Source organism: Paucisalibacillus algeriensis (assembly GCF_000577245.1).
Classification (GTDB): Bacteria; Bacillota; Bacilli; order Bacillales; family Amphibacillaceae; genus Ornithinibacillus.
Genome location: NZ_CBYO010000011.1, coordinates 124,573 through 141,919 on the forward strand (window position 1 = coordinate 124,573; position 17,347 = coordinate 141,919).

The following is a 17,347-nucleotide window of genomic DNA, read 5'->3' on the forward strand; positions in this document are numbered from 1 at the left end:
GACTGCTTCCCCCTTGGATTACTATCTTATTTAATGATTGCGTTACTATCAATAATTAGTGCAACCTGACCATCACCAAGAATTGTTGCGCCAGATATTGCAAAAGTGTTACTCAAGTACGAACCTAATGATTTAAGGACGATTTCTTGTTGGCCAATAAAAGAATCAACGACAAGGGCTGCCATTTTTTCTCCTTTTTTTACAATTACAATAGACGTATACTCTTCGTCAACTTTCGTGTTAGGAATACCAAAAACGTCTTTTAAGTTCACTAATGGAACGACTTTTCCTCGGAAATCAATTACTTTCTTATGGTGAGCCGAATGGATTTGTTCACTTGAAACAATAGCTGTTTCAATTATTGATGACAATGGAATGGCATATTTCTCTTTATTTAATTCCACTAACAGAACCGAAATAATGGTTAATGTCAATGGTAGCTGAACAGAGAATATGGAGCCTTTATTAAGTTCTGAATCAATAGAAATACTACCACCTAAGGATTCGATTGTGTTCTTAACCACATCTAAACCTACACCTCGACCAGAGATATCGGAAATCTTGTCCGCAGTAGAAAATCCACTTGCCATTATTAATTCATAAATTTGTTGCTCAGTTAATGCATCGCTTTCTCGTTCAGTTAATAATCCATTCTTAATTGCCTTTGATAATACTTTTTCTTTATTAATACCGGCTCCATCATCTTCTATTTCGATGAATACATGATTTCCACTATGGTAGGCTTTTAATTTAATAGTACCTTTTTCTAGTTTTCCTTTTTGTAATCTTTCTTCTGGCGTTTCAATACCATGATCAATAGCATTACGTAGAAGATGAACAATTGGATCTCCAATTTCGTCGATTACCGTCCGGTCAAGTTCTGTATCTGCACCAATAATTTCAATATCCACTTGTTTCTGTAAATCCCGAGCCAATTTACGAACCATTCTTGGGAATCTATTAAACACGTGATCAATTGGTACCATCCGCATGGTTAAAATGATATTTTGCAAATCACTTGATACCCTTGCCATTCGTTCAACGGTATCTTGCAAATCGGCATTCTTCAAATCTGAAGAGATTTGTTCTAAGCGACCACGATCAATAATAAGTTCCTCGAAAAGATTCATTAAAACATCTAACTTTTCAATATTTACTCGAATTGTTTTATGTTGGTTTTTTGCAGGTTCTTGTTGTTCTTTATTTTTATGCTCTTCATTATTATTAGAATTACTTTCAGTATTTTCTTTTATCGATGAATTATTTTCTTTTGATTCTCGATATTTCTTAACTGAAAAAGGGTTGACATTTACAGAATCAATTTCTGATACTTTTTTAATTTTCCCTTCAATTTCCTTAGCATTTTGGTTCGATATAAGAATAACAGAAAAAGTAAAATCAAAGTTTTCTTCTTCAAGATCACTTACTGGGGGGTCCGATTTAATTACTTCACCTAGTTGTTCTAGAACTTCAAATACCATGAATACACGAGCACCTTTTAACAAGCAATCTTCCCTAAGTTGTATAGTAATATCATAGTTTTGAAATCCTCGTTCCTGTGACTCATTTAAAATGGAAAGTTCAAACTCGTCAATATTAGTAAATGTACTAATTGTATTATCCAACTCTTCTACTTGTTCGAATCTAGTGTCCGCTCCAACCAATAATTTTCCCTGTTCAATCATTTGCAACTGATTTGCAACTTTGGTAATATTATGAGATCCGTCTCCACCACTAGCAATATTCTCTACCATGGTGTTTAGATGATCAACTGTTTCAACTAATAAATCAATCATTTCAGATTGAACTTGAACCTGATCATATCGGATAGCATCAAATACGTTTTCAAGTGTGTGGGTTAATGTGGCTAGATCATTGTAACCCATCGTTGCTGACATACCTTTTAACGTGTGGGCCGATCTAAAAATTTCTTCAATAATCGCTTTCTCGTTAGGATTCTTCTCTAATTCTAGTAATTTTCTATAGAGCATCTCAATATGTTCATTACTTTCATCTATAAAAACATCTAAATATTGTGTCGTATCCATTCTAAAACCCCCCGGATCTATTGGTAAGTGCATGAATCATTTCGCCCATTTGATGTAGATGAACAATATAATTTACGGCATTTGTTTTCACTGCAGCTTTTGGCATGCCATTAATAATGGCCGATTCTTCTGACTCAGCTAATACAATTACTTCTGAATCAGTTTTCTTTAGTATCTCAATACCTTTGGAACCGTCACTTCCCATCCCAGTGAGAATGACTGCAAGTTTATTTATCCTAGAAAGATTTGCAGCTGATTCTAACATGACATCTACTGCCGGCCTATGGCCTGCTCTAACCTTTTCCTGTGTAAGTTCAATAGCATGAACTGTACCAGCCCTTCTAATTTTCATATGGTAGTTTCCTGGTGCAATATAAACCGTTCTATCTTTAATAATCTCGCCATGTGTTGCTTCTTTAATATGTAAATCGGAAAGATTGTTTAATCGGTCAGCGAGAGACTTAGTAAAACCTGCAGGCATATGTTGTACCACTAATATTGGACAGGAAAATTCTTTTGGTAAATCAAGTATAAGTCGCTGTAATGCTCTTGGCCCACCAGTAGAAGCACCTATAAAAACTATCGTATTGGGGTGCTTTTGTTTTACCCTGTCAATCTTAGGCGAAGTTACACTGGCAGTTGTCTCCGATAGATTAACTTGCGAAGCAGCTATGACCTTATTAATGATTTCATGTTCAATTGTTGTAATATCAAGTGAAATGGAACCAGATGGCTTTGGAATAAAGTCCACTGCACCATTTGTGATTGCTTTCATCGTATTGACTGTCCCATCCTTCGTCAGACTGGACAACATAACGACTGGTACCGGATGTTCTTCCATAATTTGTTGCAAAGCTGAAATACCATCCATAACTGGCATTTCAACATCTAATGTGACAACATCTGGACTTAACTCTTTTATTTTCTTAAGTCCATCTGCCCCATTCCTTGCTGTTTCAATTACTTGAACCCGGTTATCAGTTTCTAATATTTCTGTAATCATCTTTCGCATAAATGCTGAATCATCAATTACAATTACACGAATGGGTGTCATGACCTCACCTTCCTCTATTGCCTAAAAGACCTTTTAGTCTTTCAACAAATGTAGAAGATTCTTTTACGTTAATTGATACTTGTCTATCTCGGTAATTTTCAGTTAGTTGTTTAATTGATTTTGCTATGTTAGATTTATTATTTTCAATAGCAAAAGGTGCTTGGCGAATTACTGCAGATGTTACAGCCTTATCTTCTGGGAGAATTCCAAGAAACTTCATGTCAATTCCCAAAAACTGAGCTAAGAGCTTTTGGAATCGATTAACTGTCATCAAGCCCTTCTTCACATTATCAGAACGGTTTAGCACAATATATATTGGCATTGTTTTTTTGAATCCAACAATAAATTTAATCATGCTATATGCATCAGTTATTGAAGTAGGCTCAGGTGTTGTTACAACAATACATTCATCCGATGCAAGAACAAAATCTATACTAGAATGTGTTGCTCCTGCACCCATGTCAAATATTATATAATCATACATCTGTACGACTTCATCATATTGCAGTAAGAAATAGTTCATTTTCTGTTGGTTGATTGAGAACATTGTAGAAAGTCCTGAACCACCGGCAATATAATGTAGGTTATTAGGACCTAGTTCCATAATATCATAAATAGGCAATTCGGCCTCTAACATATCTACAATTGTTTTTTTTGCTTGCATACCTAGCAGTATATCCACATTCCCCATACCAATATCTAAATCAATTAATAGGACTTTATGCCCTTGTTTGCACAATTCTAATGAAAAGTTAACGGCAATATTAGATTTTCCAACACCGCCCTTTCCACTAACAAAAGAAATCGTTTTAGCTTGTTTTATACTATTAGTCGTTTCGATCTTTCTTCGCAAACTTTCCGCTTGATCATGAATCAATTAAATCACCCACTATATAATTACTTATAATTTCTTTTGTCGGTTCAACTAAATTATCAGGGACTTCTTGACCGTTTGTCATATAAGCAATTCCTTTTTGGTGAGCTAAAGGAAGATTAAGTAAACTTCCGTATTGTCTAGTTTCGTCTATCTTTGTAAATATCAGACTCTTAATGTTCACATGACGAAAACTGTTATAAATGTCGTTAATATCTCTTGGTTTAGCTGTTAAGGATAGCACCAGATAATTCTCAACATTATCTGTATCAACGATAGTATTTGTTAGCTCTTTGACATACTGCTCATCTCGATAATTCCTACCTGCAGTATCAACTAGAATTAAGTCATATTCTTTTAGCTTTAAGGTTGCATTATGGTAGTCTTCTATCGAGTAAACTACTTCAACAGGAGTATCCAAAATTTTCGCGTAAGTTTTAAGTTGTTCAATTGCAGCGATACGATACGTATCCATTGTAATAAAGGCAACCTTTCTCTTATCTTGTAACATTAACCTTGCAGCAACCTTTGCAAGTGTTGTTGTCTTTCCAACTCCGGTTGGCCCTACAAAATGAACAATTTTTGCTGAAGGCGATATCCCTTGAAAAGAAAGATTATCTAACTGTGCTTCTATTTCTTGTTTTACCTCATGTAAAATAGTTGTTTGGTCTGGCGATACACCATTTTCTCCATGCTTTTTCACAACATTATTGGTAATAGTAATTGCAATATCCTCGGCTATTTCTTGGTCAAGTAAATATTGAAAAATGACTTGATAATCTGGTGAAAATTTAGAACGATTTCCTTGTAAAGAGTGGTGCTCGAGAATACGTCGCATATATTTCATTTCATTAATAATTTCGGTCTCCATTACCCCTTTTTGATTCTTTTCATTAGTCTGAGCATTTTTTACTATTTTTGTCGGCGGCTGCTTCTTTGGCAGTGGGCTGCGATCAAGAGCTGCAATCACTTCGATCTTTCTCTTTTTAAAGAAGCCTAAGAAGCCGCCCTCTTGGATTTCCTTGGAACTTAAAATAACTGCGTCGGCTCCGAGTTCTTTACGTATTTGATTCATTGCCTCTGGCATTGTCGGTGCTGTATATTTTTTTACTTTCATGCTACATTCACCACTCCAACACTTTGTACTTGTACAGTCGGTTCCAGCTCGTTATAGGATAAAACGATAACTTGAGGTAAGAAGCGATCTAGCAATTGTTTTAAATACATTCGAATTGCAGGAGAACATAAAATAATTGCGTTTTCTTCTTGTAACGTTAATTTTTCTACTTCATCGTTGATCGCTTTAATAATCAGTTGCTGTGTTTCTGGGTCTAATGCTAAATAATTTCCATGCTCGGTTGTTTGAATACTTTCAGCAATTTTCTTCTCTACTTTTCCGGAAACAGTAATAACCTTCATAGAATTATCTTGATTAGCATACTGTTTTGTTAGTTGAGAAGAGAGTGCTTGTCTTACATATTCCCCTAAGAGTTCAGGGTCATTTGTTAATTTACTAAAATCAGCTAATGTCTCAAAAATAATAGGTAAATTACGAACAGAGATGTTTTCTCTTAATAATTTTGCCAATACTTTTTGAATATCTCCTATGACAAGTGGTTCTGGTGTGACTTCTTCCACTAAAATCGGATAATTTTCTTTCAAATGATCGACGAGTTCTTTCGTTTCCTGTCTTCCTAATAATATATGTGCATGGCGTTTAATGACCTCCGTAATATGCGTGGACACTACAGATGGTGGATCAACAACCGTATAGCCAGATAACTCAGCTTCATCTTTATAATCTTCACTTATCCATTTAGCCGGGAGACCAAAAGCGGGTTCCATAGTTTCTATACCATCAATTAAGTCGTTATCCATATCTGGAGTCATTGCTAAATAATGATCTAGAAGAATTTCACCAGTAGCGACTTCATTACCTTTTACTTTTAAACGATATTCATTTGGGTTCAATTGAATATTATCACGTATTCGCACAACTGGAATTACGATACCAAGTTCGATTGCCAGTTGTCTTCGGATCATAATTACCCTGTCAAGCAAGTCTCCACCTTGTTTTGCATCAACTAAAGGAATAAGTGCATATCCAAATTCAAATTCAATTGGATCCATGCTTAGTAAATTGATTACATTTTCTTGAGTCTTCATTGCTGATCCTTCAGCTTGCTCTTCTGCTTCTTCAATCTCCACGATAGGTTGCTTCTGCTTTTGCAACATAAGAAAAGCGCTTAGGGCAAGAACAGTAGCAATAGTGGTTGTTAAGAAAAAGTTAATAGGTGTTAAGCCCAATAGGAATATTGTACCCGCAGCTATGAATAATAACTTAGGATATTGTAATAATTGTTGTGCAACATCAGTCCCTAAGTTATTCCCTGTTGCGGAACTACGAGTAACAACAATACCTGTAGCAGTTGAAATTAGCAAAGCTGGAATTTGACTTACCAATCCATCTCCTACTGTTAATCTCATATACGTATCAATAGCTTCCCCGAAGGAGAATCCCATTTGTGTCATTCCAATTATAAGTCCAAAAATAATGTTAATGAGAACGATAATAATCCCAGCAATCGCATCTCCCTTAACAAATTTACTGGCACCATCCATTGAACCATGAAAATCCGCTTCATTTTCTACCTTTTTCCGTCTTTCTTTTGCTTCTTGTTCAGAAATTAGTCCTGCATTCAAATCTGCATCAATACTCATTTGCTTACCAGGCATTGCATCCAGGGAGAATCTGGCTGCTACTTCAGATACACGCTCAGAACCTTTGGTTATAACTAAAAAGTTGATGATAACTAGAATAATGAAAACTACAAAGCCCACTAGTGGACTATTCCCAATAACAAAAGAACCAAATGTGTCTACTACACCGCCGGCATCGGCTTCACTTAAAATGGATCGAGTTGTAGAAACATTAAGTGCAAGCCTAAACAATGTTAGTAACAATAATAACGTTGGGAAAACCGAAAATTGTAAGGGTTCTTGTGTATTCATGGATACTAAAAGGACTATTAATGCAATAATAATATTAATTAAAATAAATACACTTAATAGCCATCCTGGTAGTGGAATGACTAACATAACAACAACTAAAATTACGGCAATTAAAACGGATAAATCACGGGCTTTCATGGGGGTCTCTCCTTACCTGCTTAAAGTTTTTTCTCCATTCGATATACATAAGCAAGTACTTCTGCTACTGCTTGATAGAATTCTTCAGGAATTGCCTCACCAATTTCAACAGAGGCGTAGAGCGATCTTGCTAGTGGTCTATTTTCCACCGCCATTACATTATTTGCTTTAGCAACTTCTCTTATTTTAAAAGCAATGTGGTCAACACCTTTTGCAATTACATAAGGTGCACTTGCTTTATTTTCATCATATTTAATAGCTATTGCAAAGTGCGTCGGGTTCGTAATAACAACATCCGCATTTGGAATTTCACTCATCATACGACGCATTGCTATTTGCCGTTGTTTTTCTTTAATTTTTGATTTAATCAAAGGATCTCCTTCGATATTTTTATATTCATCTCTAATATCTTGTTTAGACATACGAATGTTTTTTTCAAAATCAAAACGCTGATAAGCGTAGTCAAAAACTGCAAGTAATAGTAAGGCAATAGTGGCTGCTATTCCCATAAGTAGTGTAACTCTTCCAAAAAACGCTAGCGAACTATCTACATTTTTAAAGGCTACCATCAACATTTCATCTTTGTATATCCAAATGACGAAAAAGGTGACTGCTCCAATAACAACAATTTTCAAAAGAGACTTGAGTAACTCCACTAGTGCTCGTATAGAAAAAATACGTTTTGCACCTTGAATTGGATCAATTTTCTTCAAATCGAATTTTAAAGGCTCTGTTGTAAATAAAAATCCAATCTGCATTAAGTTTGAGGCAACACCCGCAATCATGGCTATCAACATGACAGGACCGACAATTTTCGCAAACTGGATAATACTTTCAGAGAAAATTTGAAATACTGATGTCTCGGTAAGCTCCCAATTGAGATATTCGGTAAATGTATGCTGGAATAACGCAAGCATATTATCCTTCATAAAACCGGCAAATACCGCCATTAATATAAATACAAATAACAACAGAAATGCGGTATTAACATCCTGACTTTTTGCTACTCTTCCCTTTTTCCGTTCATCATTTCTTCGTTTGGGGGTTGCTTTTTCCGTTTTTTCACCTGCGAAATATTGTAAATCTAACTTAAGTTGCAAAACTTAAGCACCTCCAAACAACTTCATTAGTCCTTGCATCCCTGAGAACATCGCAGTGAATAAATTTTTTGCAAGAATGATATAGAGACTTAGAAAGACTAAAATAGCTATAAAACTAACCAAGATTTTCAATGGTAGCCCTACAACAAATACATTAAGCTGTGGTACGGTCCTGGAAATAATACCTAAAGCCACATCAACTAAAAACAAGCACCCAACAATGGGTATTGATATTTGGAAAGCGATCAGAAACATATTATTGAACACTTTTATGACAAACTCAGCAATATTACCATCATGAAATGGTATGAAAGCATCTATTGGAATAAATGTATAACTATTAACAATGCCATCTATTAACAAATGATGCCCATCGACCGATAATAAAAATAAAAGCGCAATAATATAGAAGTACTGTCCAGTAAGTGGACTTTGTGCACCAGTCTGTGGGTCCATCACATTGGCGATTGCAAAACCCATTTGGAAATCAATAAAACCACCAGCAACTTGTACAGCAGAAATAATTATATATCCTATAAGTCCAACTAATACACCAACAAGAAGCTCTTTAATAATCATAAAGAAATACATTTCATCTATGACAATGGCAGTTGAATCAACTGTATACAAAATAATGAAAGCTAAGAAGACACTTATTCCAATTCGAAATGGTAATGGAATGGTGCGATAAGAAAATAAAGGCATCGTAACAAAGAACCCTAGTACGCGTACTAAAATCAACAGAAAGATTGGTAAGCTATTGATATTAATTAACTCAAACATGGTTTACCCTGCAAACCGATTCAAGTTTTGAAATATATCTGCTGTGAACTCTACAATAGTAGAAAGCATCCACGGGCCGAAAAATAATACACCAACCAATACAGCTACAATTTTGGGAATAAAAGCAAGGGTTTGTTCCTGAATCTGTGTGGTTGCTTGAAATATACTTACTAATAACCCAACTGCAAGAGCCAAAATTAGCAGTGGTCCTGTGATAAGAAGTACGGTATAAATTCCTTTTTCGGCTAAAGCTAAAACAAATTCACTACTCAACCCATAACCCCCTCCTTTTATCTAGCTCTCTTAATGGTTAATAACCTGATAGTAATGAGTGTGTAATCAAGTACCAACCATCTACCATGACAAACAGTAGTATCTTAAATGGTAATGAGATCATTACAGGTGGTAACATCATCATCCCCATCGACATTAAAATACTTGCTACTGCCATATCAATAATTAAAAATGGTATGAAGATCATAAATCCCATTTGAAAGGCAGTCTTTAATTCACTTATTGCGAAAGCTGGTACTAATGCAGTTAGGGGTATATCCTGAATACTTTCTGGTGTCTCTATTTCTGCATAACTCAAAAATAAAGCTAAATCCTTCTGCCTTGTATGTTCAGCCATAAATTCTTTCATCGGAGCACTTGTCCGGTCATATGCTTCATCTAATGAAATCTCTTCATTAAATAAAGGCTGTAATCCTTCCTCATAAACCTCACTAAAGGTTGGTGCCATTATAAAAAACGTTAAAAAAAGCGCTAATCCAATTAATACTTGATTCGGTGGCATTTGCTGAGTTGCAAGAGAGGTTCTAACAAATGACAGGACAATAATAATTCTTGTAAAACTTGTCATTAATATTAAAATTCCTGGTGCCAACGAAAAAATGGTTAACAGTAATATTAACTTTATGGATGTTGAAACATTGGTAGGATCTGAACTAGAAAACATATCGATAAATTCATTCATGTTTATCTTCCTTCTCGGTATGCTTATTCATAAGATTCTTTCTGTTCTGCTTTAACTTTTCTAGTTCGTTCGAAAAAAGATTTTTAAAGTCTACACCAGATTCACTATCCTCTTGATTGGATTTACGTTGGAATATAGAAAAGATATTCTCAGGTTTAAATTCAGGCTGTTCTTGATAGCTTTTAATAATCTCCTCTTTCAAATCCTCATCTTCTAATTCTTCAAGAAGTTGAACATTCTCCCCTACCCCAATTAAATATAACTTATTTCCTACACGAACAATTTGTATAGATTTACTTGGGCCAACTGCAATACCACCAAGATTTTCTAATGCTCTAACTTTATTAAATATCTTATTGCGTTTATTCAAGAACTTAAGTAATAAATAAATGAGTGCAAGTATCAAGAACAAAGCAAAAACCATCTGAATTAAATTAAAAACTAACGAACTACTATTTAAATTCTTATCCTCAGACAAGTTTTGTTCAACCTCTTCAGTAGGTAGTAAACTGTCATTATCCTCGGGGCTAACATTTCCTTTTTGCTCAGCCTCTTTATTACTATTTTCATACATGTCTTTAACTGTATCTCCGTCGGCATGAACATATAAAGGGGGAACTAAGAGGAATAGTACGAAACCAAAAAGCATCCCCAAAACATTTTTATTAAGCAACTTTCTCACTCGTTTCTTAATCCAAAGCTTTCTGGATAGCTTCAATTACTCTGTCTGCTTGGAATGGCTTTACAATAAAATCCTTCGCGCCAGCTTGAATGGCATCAATAACCATCGCTTGCTGCCCCATTGCAGAACACATAATAACTTTAGCATTTGGATTTACTCCTCTGATATTCTTAAGAGCAGAAATTCCATCCATCTCAGGCATCGTAATATCCATAGTTACTAAATCTGGTGTCAATTCCTTATATAATTCAACCGCTTGGATACCATCTTGTGCTTCTCCAACTACTTCGAATCCATTTTTTGTTAATATGTCTTTTATCATCATTCGCATAAAAGCGGCGTCATCTACAATTAAAATGCGTTTACTCATGTCTAATTCCTCCTAGTATGTTTATTTCAGCTTCAAAAGTCGATCGGATTGACTGATAATATCCGTCACTCGAACTCCAAAATTTTCATCGATTACAACTACCTCACCTTGAGCAATTAACTTTTCATTTACCAATATATCAACTGGTTCCCCTGCAAGTTTGTCCAATTCAATAATGGAACCTGAAGTCAGGTCTAAAATATCTTTTACACTGCGCTTTGTTCTACCTAACTCAACTGTTACCTTCAGTGGTATATCAAGTAATATATCAAGGTTTCTATGTTGACTAGTAATCGGTTCTTGAGGTTTAAAACTCGAGAACTCTACCTCTTGTATATTAGTTTTATTGTGAAAGGTTGTACTTCCAACCATTTGAGGTTCACTTGTATTTTGAGTATTATGGATACCCTGTGTTTGCCCCATCAAACTAACCTCAGGTTGAACTTCTTCTTGATACATGAAAGGTTTTTCCAATGGCTCAACTGTTACAGCAGATTCCATCTGACTTCCTTGATTTAAATGTATTAACTCTTCAACTAATTGTTTTGCAAAATGAATTGGCATCAATTGCATAATATTAGAATCTATTAAATTACCAACTTTTATTTGAAAGGAAACTTTAACAAAAATATCTTCCGTTGAATTGGTAGGACGATCAACAGCATCTGATTGCGAGATAGAAGGCGGTGAAATATCCACTCTCTTTTCAAAGACAGTTGACATGCTTGTTGCGGCAGCCCCCATCATTTGATTCATTGCCTCCTGAACAGCACTTAGATGGATTTCATTTAACTCATCGAATGGACCCTGTCCCGTACCACCTAGCATAATATCCGAAATTACCGCTGCATCATCTTTTTTGATGATTAGAACATTTTTACCGGTAAAACCTTCCACATAATTCACTTGAATACTTACATGTTCAAATTGAAAAACTTCTTCTTTTTGATAATTGGTGATAATCGCAACTTTTGGTGTTGTAATTTCCACCTTTTGATTTAGAAGTGTTGAAAGCGTAGTTGCAGAACTTCCAAATGAAATGTTTCCAATTTCACCTAGCGTATCAATTTCTATTGTTGATAGGTAATCACTCATACTAAGAGCATCGTTTACTTTTTCACTTTGACTGTTATCGGAATCCTCATCTGCCCCTATCTTTAATAGAGCATCAATCTCATCCTGGGAAAGCATTCCATCACTCATCATTGTTCAACTCCTCCCTTTATTTCTTCCAACACCTGAACAGATAGTTTATTTTTGTACTTACCAGGCTGTACATGGAATTTAGGTTCATCATTTATTTTTAATTGTAAAGGCTCATCAATTGGTTGATTTAAGGCAATCACATCATTAGAATGTAAATTTAAAAATTGCTCAATACTGATGAATGTTTCACCTAGGATTGCTTTCGCATCAACATGCACCTTTTCAATACTTTTTGCTAACTTTTCAGCAGCCTCTGGATCCCGTTTTTTAGCAGAGGTTTGCATCCAATATTGTACAGAAAGCCTTGAGATAATAGGTTCCAATACGATATGTGGAATACAAATGTTGATCATACCGCTCACTTCACCAATGGCCGTATTAAATGACACAACAACAACCGTCTCATTCGGGGAGACCATTTGTAAAAATTGTGGATTGATTTCCATTTCATCTAGCTCTGGCTCAATTGATATCAAGGAGGACCAGGCCTCTTTCAGACTGATAGTAGTTTTTTCAAATAATTGCGAGATTAGTATCGTTTCTATCTCCGTTAATTTATCTATTTTATTAATAGAATCCCCTTTACCACCAAGTAATCGATCAAGCATACCATAGGCGATATTCGGATTTACTTCCATAATTATTTTTCCATCTAATGGTGCAACATTATATATATTTAACACCGTTACTTTCGGAATTGACCTAATAAATTCTTCATATGGAATTTGGTCGACGGATGCAACCGAAATATTTACATAGGTTCTAAGTTGTGAAGAAAATAAGGTAGTTAAACTCCGCGCAAAATTTTCATGGATTCTACCGATACTTCGGATTTGATCTTTTGAAAACCTGAGAGCTCGTTTGAAATCATAAACACGAACCCTTTTTTCATTTTCTTCTTTCTTTAATTCTTCTGCATTCATATCTCCAGTTGTTAATGCTGACAAAAGGGCGTCGATTTCATTTTGCGAAAGAACTTCATCTGCCAAAGTTTACTCACCTCCAAACAGGAGTAATGTTTTTTTACTGTAAGATCTTACTGATTGTATAGACATCAATAATAGAACCCTCTGTCATAACTTTATTTAGTTCTACTTTAAGGATATCCTCAACATTAGAAAGCCCAGACTTAAAAGCTTCTTCATCCATTGTTGCTAATTCTTTTATAAGGATATTTTTCACTTGGAATTCTCGTTTCGCAATTTCTTGTTTTGCGTCTTTACTATCGGTCACGATTTGAAACTGAATACGAACAAAGCTTCCATCACTTAAATCAGTAGTAACCTCAGGTGTTTGATAAGAATACTCGATAATCTCATCAATTGTTGGTTCCCCGTTATTATTCTTCTTTTCTAAAACATTCAAAATGATTACTGCTGCGACAGCGCCTATTAATATTATGATTACTAAAGATAAAAGCGTGGTTTTAAAAAATTTATTCACTTGTATTCTCCACCTCACTTAGTGAATGTACAATACCTACTCGCTGATAAAAAGATGTTATGAGTTCAACTACTTCCACTTCTGAATTTTGGACAACTACTTTTTTACCATTTAATAGTGTTATTGTAGTATCTGGGTATGATTGTATTTGCTCAATCATAAATGCGTTTATAGTAAATGATGCACCATTTAAACGTTTGAGTTTAATCATAAATGGGAAGAAGATGTCTCATGGCTTGAAGGAACCGCCCTGAGACATCAACCTACCTCCTTATTATCGTTTTAAGTTCACAAGTTCCTGTAGAATTTCATCTGATGTTGTGATGATTCTAGTATTTGCTTGGAATCCACGTTGTGCTGTAATCATTTCTGTGAATTCTTCAGCAAGGTCTACGTTAGACATTTCTAGTGCACCGCTGACGATGGAAGCTCCTTCTGATTCAGGAATAACTAATCCGGTATATCCTGCATTGGTACTATTCAAAAATAGATTACTACCTGCTTTTTGAAGTCCAGCTGGATTCGAAAAATTCGCAATTGCTATTTGACCAGCGATTCGTGTATTTCCGTTTTCATCAACATAATTTACGATACCATTTGATTGCACACTAAAACTTTGCGCGTTTTCAGGTATTTGAATTGTCCCTACTGTACCAGCAGTATTTATTTCATCTACTACCAAGTTGTTTTCAGAATAGGTTACTGGACCTGTGAAACTTATTCCTGTTGACCCGTTATTAGAAATAGTAACCTGTTCTGATGTTGTATCTAATGTTATGGTAGTTCCATCTGCTAAACTATAAGATACTTCACCAGTCACTGTAGTATCAGCAACAAGGTTGCTTTCAACAGCACGGTCACCATTAGCATTAGTGTATTGAATTGTAGCATTTCTACCATCAATGGTTGTTATTGTTATCGAATTTCCATCTGCATCTTTCGCAGAGATTTCTTCTGCATTATTCTCAACTTTAGCAAAACCCATTAAATACAAACCTTGTGGGTTTACAATTCTCCCTTCCTGATCTAGATAGAAGTTACCAGCACGGGTATAAGCTACGTTTGAATCTTGCAAATTACCAGGAACAAGGTCACTACCAAGAACAAACATTCCATCTCCTTCAAGTGCAAAATCAAGTGGGTTATTGGTTGTTTGACGAAAACCTTGCGTATGAATATTATCAATAGATCCTAACTGAGAACCTAAACCAACTTGTGCAGGATTGACCCCTCCACGAATGAGGTTACCATTTAATCCAACAGTTGGAGCTTGAGCACCTGAAGTCATTTGACTCATCATATCCTGAAAAGTCACGCGCCCTTTTTTAAATCCAGAAGTATTTACGTTAGCAATATTATTACCGATAACATCTAATTTTGTTTGGAAGTTTTTCATTCCGGAAATTCCTGCGTACATTGAACGAAGCATGTTTTATTTCTCCCCTTTTTTTGGTTGTAAGTTGGCTGTATCAATCGGTCAACAACCTTGGCCTCCCATAAGGGTCCAGCCTATTCGTTAATTAAAATTGTTCCATTAATATTTGTAAAAATCCTGTTGGATGCTTCCTCTAAATTCATTGCAGTCACAACAGTGTTATTCTTTGTACTGACAAGTAAGGCAGTATTATTCATTACAACTAGTGAATCCGTAACACCCTTTTGTTTTGCCTCAGTTACCTTATCTTGAATAAGCTGCCATTGACGGTCATTTAGTTGAATATTTCTTTCTTGTAATCGTTCACTGGCATGTTTACTAACCTTTAGTTCCTGCTGTTCTTGTAATATAGTTTTAAAATCAAGACTAGGATTATTAGTTTTAGGATTTTGCGTTGCAGGGAACTGTAAGGCATGTTGTCTAGGTACCTGATGAATCCGATGATCCATACATTTCACTTCCTTTATTCAGACCCTGTATTTTCTTCTACCAAATTTTCACTGGTATTTCCTTCTACTTGCTCTTCTTCAGCATCTTCTCCAGCTTGTTTCTCATCAGACGCTTTCACCTCTAGTATAAAATCCGCATACACACTTTCTCCATTTGCTAATTCAAGAACTGCATAACCATCGTATTGAGTTACTGAGACTACTTCACTCGTTTGTACATCAAGTGGTTTTCCAGTCTCTTCATCAAAACTTTGATAGGAGACTATTTTCCCAATCATATGGCTATATTGAATAATTGGATTCATACTTTGATTAATAACCAAATCCTTGATTGCGTCTGACATATTCATCATTTGTTCTAATGATGAGAATTGAGCTAGCTGCGAAATAAATTCACGATCTTCCATTGGGTTTGTAGGATCTTGGTGCTGTATTTGGGTCATTAAGATTTTTAGAAAATCATCTTTCCCAAGTTCATTACTAGGCACTCTAGTTTTAGGTTGATTCTTAAGATATAAGGTTGGATCAATTGTTGGCATTGTTATCACCTACACTTTCACATTTTGAAGTAACTCGTCTAAGTGGGCTTCAAAATCATTTTCATTTTGTTTATTTTCATGGTGACTTGACTCATCTGACTGACTTTGATTTTGGTCTTGGCTATGTAGTGATTGATCATCACTCTCTTTAGGTTGACTTTGTCCTTGACCGGTACCTAGATCCTGTCTTTCAATAACCACTTGCTGGGGTGAAAACATATGCCTTAGTTGGTTGATGTTTGATTCGAGCATATCTTTTGCAGCCTGTGATGTAACAACAATTTTCACTGTCATTTCACCATTTACTTCAATTAAACGAACCATCATTTCTCCAAGATTATCAGGTCTTAAAGCAATTGATAATTGGTTAATCCCATTAGGCATAGATAAAAACTTACTTGATTTCATTACTTGTTGAAACTGATCAATCAACTGACTTTCAGCAGCCCCTGCCCTTTGATTTTGATTAATATAAATAACATATTGTTCTACCTTTGACATATTACTTTGGAAGTTTATATCTTGAACTGATGTTGTGTTGTCAGTTTTAGGTTGATTTTGTAATGCATGCTCAATCCACTTGACAACATCCTTAGACGTTACTTGTGATTCACTTTGATAGTGTTGTCTAGAAGTCAATTTACTACGATTTTGATAGGATAATAATATCTCATTCCAAGCTTGGTTAACCTTTACATTCGTTGCTTCTAAACTACCTTCTTGCAGAACACTTGCATGAACCATCTGCTTTTCTAATCCAGTCCACAATTTTAAAAGCTCTAAAATCCTAGGTGCAACTTTGCGTATTTCAGCTTGATTGTTTATTTCAGATAGAAGACTTTCAAACTTCGACAAAATTTCCGTTAGTTGCTGTTTCATGTTACCAAAGGATTCTACATCAAAATGCCTATTACCCTGAACCGGTTGCAATTCTGATAGTATACTTGAATTAACCATTATTCCTTCGGTAAACAATTGCTCTAAATTGGATTCTAACGTCTCTTCACCAGCATTCTCTATGGTATCAGTGTCAAGGTTCATCCCTGCAAGTAGTTCTAGCAGTTTATTTAATTTATCTGAATTTCCTAACGCACTATCATTTACTCCAATTCCCTGTTGTTGTAAAATCTGAGAAAACGGAATAGATTTCTCACCCATTTTTAAATTTACCTTCATGGATGTATTCCCTTCTCCAACAACTGAAGGAGCAACAATCATTCCTACCGCGTTCATTTTTT

At 35.3% G+C, this 17,347-nt stretch carries 19 protein-coding genes; all 19 read right to left on the bottom strand.

Annotation, left to right across the window (positions count from 1 at the left end; all coding sequences use genetic code 11):
• Positions 1-26: 26 nt before the first annotated feature.
• On the bottom strand, positions 27-2,048 hold the full coding sequence (locus tag TY11_RS07870) for a chemotaxis protein CheA (RefSeq protein ID WP_042144798.1): 2,022 nt from the start codon (positions 2,046-2,048) through the stop codon (positions 27-29).
• A 1-nt stretch (position 2,049) separates the two neighbouring features.
• Positions 2,050-3,102, bottom strand: a complete 1,053-nt coding sequence (locus tag TY11_RS07875; protein WP_042144800.1) for a protein-glutamate methylesterase/protein-glutamine glutaminase — start codon at positions 3,100-3,102, stop codon at positions 2,050-2,052.
• A gap of 4 nt (positions 3,103-3,106) precedes the next feature.
• On the bottom strand, positions 3,107-3,979 hold the full coding sequence (locus tag TY11_RS07880; protein ID WP_052345777.1) for a MinD/ParA family protein: 873 nt from the start codon (positions 3,977-3,979) through the stop codon (positions 3,107-3,109).
• Complete coding sequence (gene flhF / locus TY11_RS07885) at positions 3,969-5,093, bottom strand: flagellar biosynthesis GTPase FlhF (RefSeq protein ID WP_042144803.1); 1,125 nt, start codon at positions 5,091-5,093, stop codon at positions 3,969-3,971. Before flhF ends, TY11_RS07880 begins: the two co-directional genes overlap by 11 nt.
• On the bottom strand, positions 5,090-7,126 hold the full coding sequence (gene flhA, locus TY11_RS07890; RefSeq protein ID WP_042144804.1) for a flagellar biosynthesis protein FlhA: 2,037 nt from the start codon (positions 7,124-7,126) through the stop codon (positions 5,090-5,092). The genes flhF and flhA overlap by 4 nt, the downstream gene beginning before the upstream one ends.
• Before the next feature lie 20 nt (positions 7,127-7,146).
• Positions 7,147-8,226 (bottom strand): flagellar biosynthesis protein FlhB, encoded by a 1,080-nt coding sequence (flhB, locus tag TY11_RS07895; protein ID WP_042144806.1) that lies wholly within the window; start codon positions 8,224-8,226, stop codon positions 7,147-7,149.
• 3 nt (positions 8,227-8,229) lie between these two features.
• The gene (gene fliR / locus TY11_RS07900; RefSeq protein ID WP_042144807.1) at positions 8,230-9,009 is read right to left on the bottom strand and encodes a flagellar biosynthetic protein FliR; all 780 of its coding nucleotides are present in this window, start codon (positions 9,007-9,009) and stop codon (positions 8,230-8,232) included.
• Positions 9,010-9,012: 3 nt separating this feature from the next.
• Positions 9,013-9,282 carry a flagellar biosynthesis protein FliQ gene (fliQ, locus tag TY11_RS07905; protein WP_042144809.1) on the bottom strand — a complete coding sequence of 90 codons (270 nt, stop codon included), beginning with the start codon at positions 9,280-9,282 and terminating at the stop codon, positions 9,013-9,015.
• A 37-nt stretch (positions 9,283-9,319) separates the two neighbouring features.
• On the bottom strand, positions 9,320-9,985 hold the full coding sequence (gene fliP, locus TY11_RS07910) for a flagellar type III secretion system pore protein FliP (RefSeq protein WP_042144810.1): 666 nt from the start codon (positions 9,983-9,985) through the stop codon (positions 9,320-9,322).
• The gene (fliO, locus tag TY11_RS07915) at positions 9,978-10,667 is read right to left on the bottom strand and encodes a flagellar biosynthetic protein FliO (protein ID WP_231495796.1); all 690 of its coding nucleotides are present in this window, start codon (positions 10,665-10,667) and stop codon (positions 9,978-9,980) included. The genes fliP and fliO overlap by 8 nt, the downstream gene beginning before the upstream one ends.
• Before the next feature lie 7 nt (positions 10,668-10,674).
• A complete protein-coding gene (locus TY11_RS07920) occupies positions 10,675-11,037 on the bottom strand; it encodes a response regulator (protein WP_042144811.1) in 363 nt (120 codons plus the stop codon).
• Between the two features lie 21 nt (positions 11,038-11,058).
• The gene (gene fliY, locus TY11_RS07925) at positions 11,059-12,243 is read right to left on the bottom strand and encodes a flagellar motor switch phosphatase FliY (protein ID WP_042144812.1); all 1,185 of its coding nucleotides are present in this window, start codon (positions 12,241-12,243) and stop codon (positions 11,059-11,061) included.
• Complete coding sequence (fliM, locus tag TY11_RS07930; protein ID WP_042144814.1) at positions 12,240-13,232, bottom strand: flagellar motor switch protein FliM; 993 nt, start codon at positions 13,230-13,232, stop codon at positions 12,240-12,242. Before fliM ends, fliY begins: the two co-directional genes overlap by 4 nt.
• A gap of 34 nt (positions 13,233-13,266) precedes the next feature.
• A complete protein-coding gene (gene fliL, locus TY11_RS07935) occupies positions 13,267-13,686 on the bottom strand; it encodes a flagellar basal body-associated protein FliL (RefSeq protein WP_042144816.1) in 420 nt (139 codons plus the stop codon).
• Positions 13,679-13,897, bottom strand: a complete 219-nt coding sequence (locus TY11_RS07940) for a flagellar FlbD family protein (RefSeq protein WP_042144818.1) — start codon at positions 13,895-13,897, stop codon at positions 13,679-13,681. Before TY11_RS07940 ends, fliL begins: the two co-directional genes overlap by 8 nt.
• Before the next feature lie 63 nt (positions 13,898-13,960).
• Entirely contained in the window at positions 13,961-15,115 is a 1,155-nt protein-coding gene (locus TY11_RS07945) for a flagellar hook-basal body complex protein (protein ID WP_042144820.1), read from the bottom strand.
• A gap of 80 nt (positions 15,116-15,195) precedes the next feature.
• Positions 15,196-15,570 (bottom strand): TIGR02530 family flagellar biosynthesis protein, encoded by a 375-nt coding sequence (locus TY11_RS07950; RefSeq protein ID WP_042144823.1) that lies wholly within the window; start codon positions 15,568-15,570, stop codon positions 15,196-15,198.
• Between the two features lie 14 nt (positions 15,571-15,584).
• Positions 15,585-16,109, bottom strand: a complete 525-nt coding sequence (gene flgD / locus TY11_RS07955; RefSeq protein ID WP_042144825.1) for a flagellar hook assembly protein FlgD — start codon at positions 16,107-16,109, stop codon at positions 15,585-15,587.
• 9 nt (positions 16,110-16,118) lie between these two features.
• A complete protein-coding gene (locus TY11_RS07960) occupies positions 16,119-17,342 on the bottom strand; it encodes a flagellar hook-length control protein FliK (protein ID WP_042144827.1) in 1,224 nt (407 codons plus the stop codon).
• Positions 17,343-17,347 lie beyond the last annotated feature (5 nt).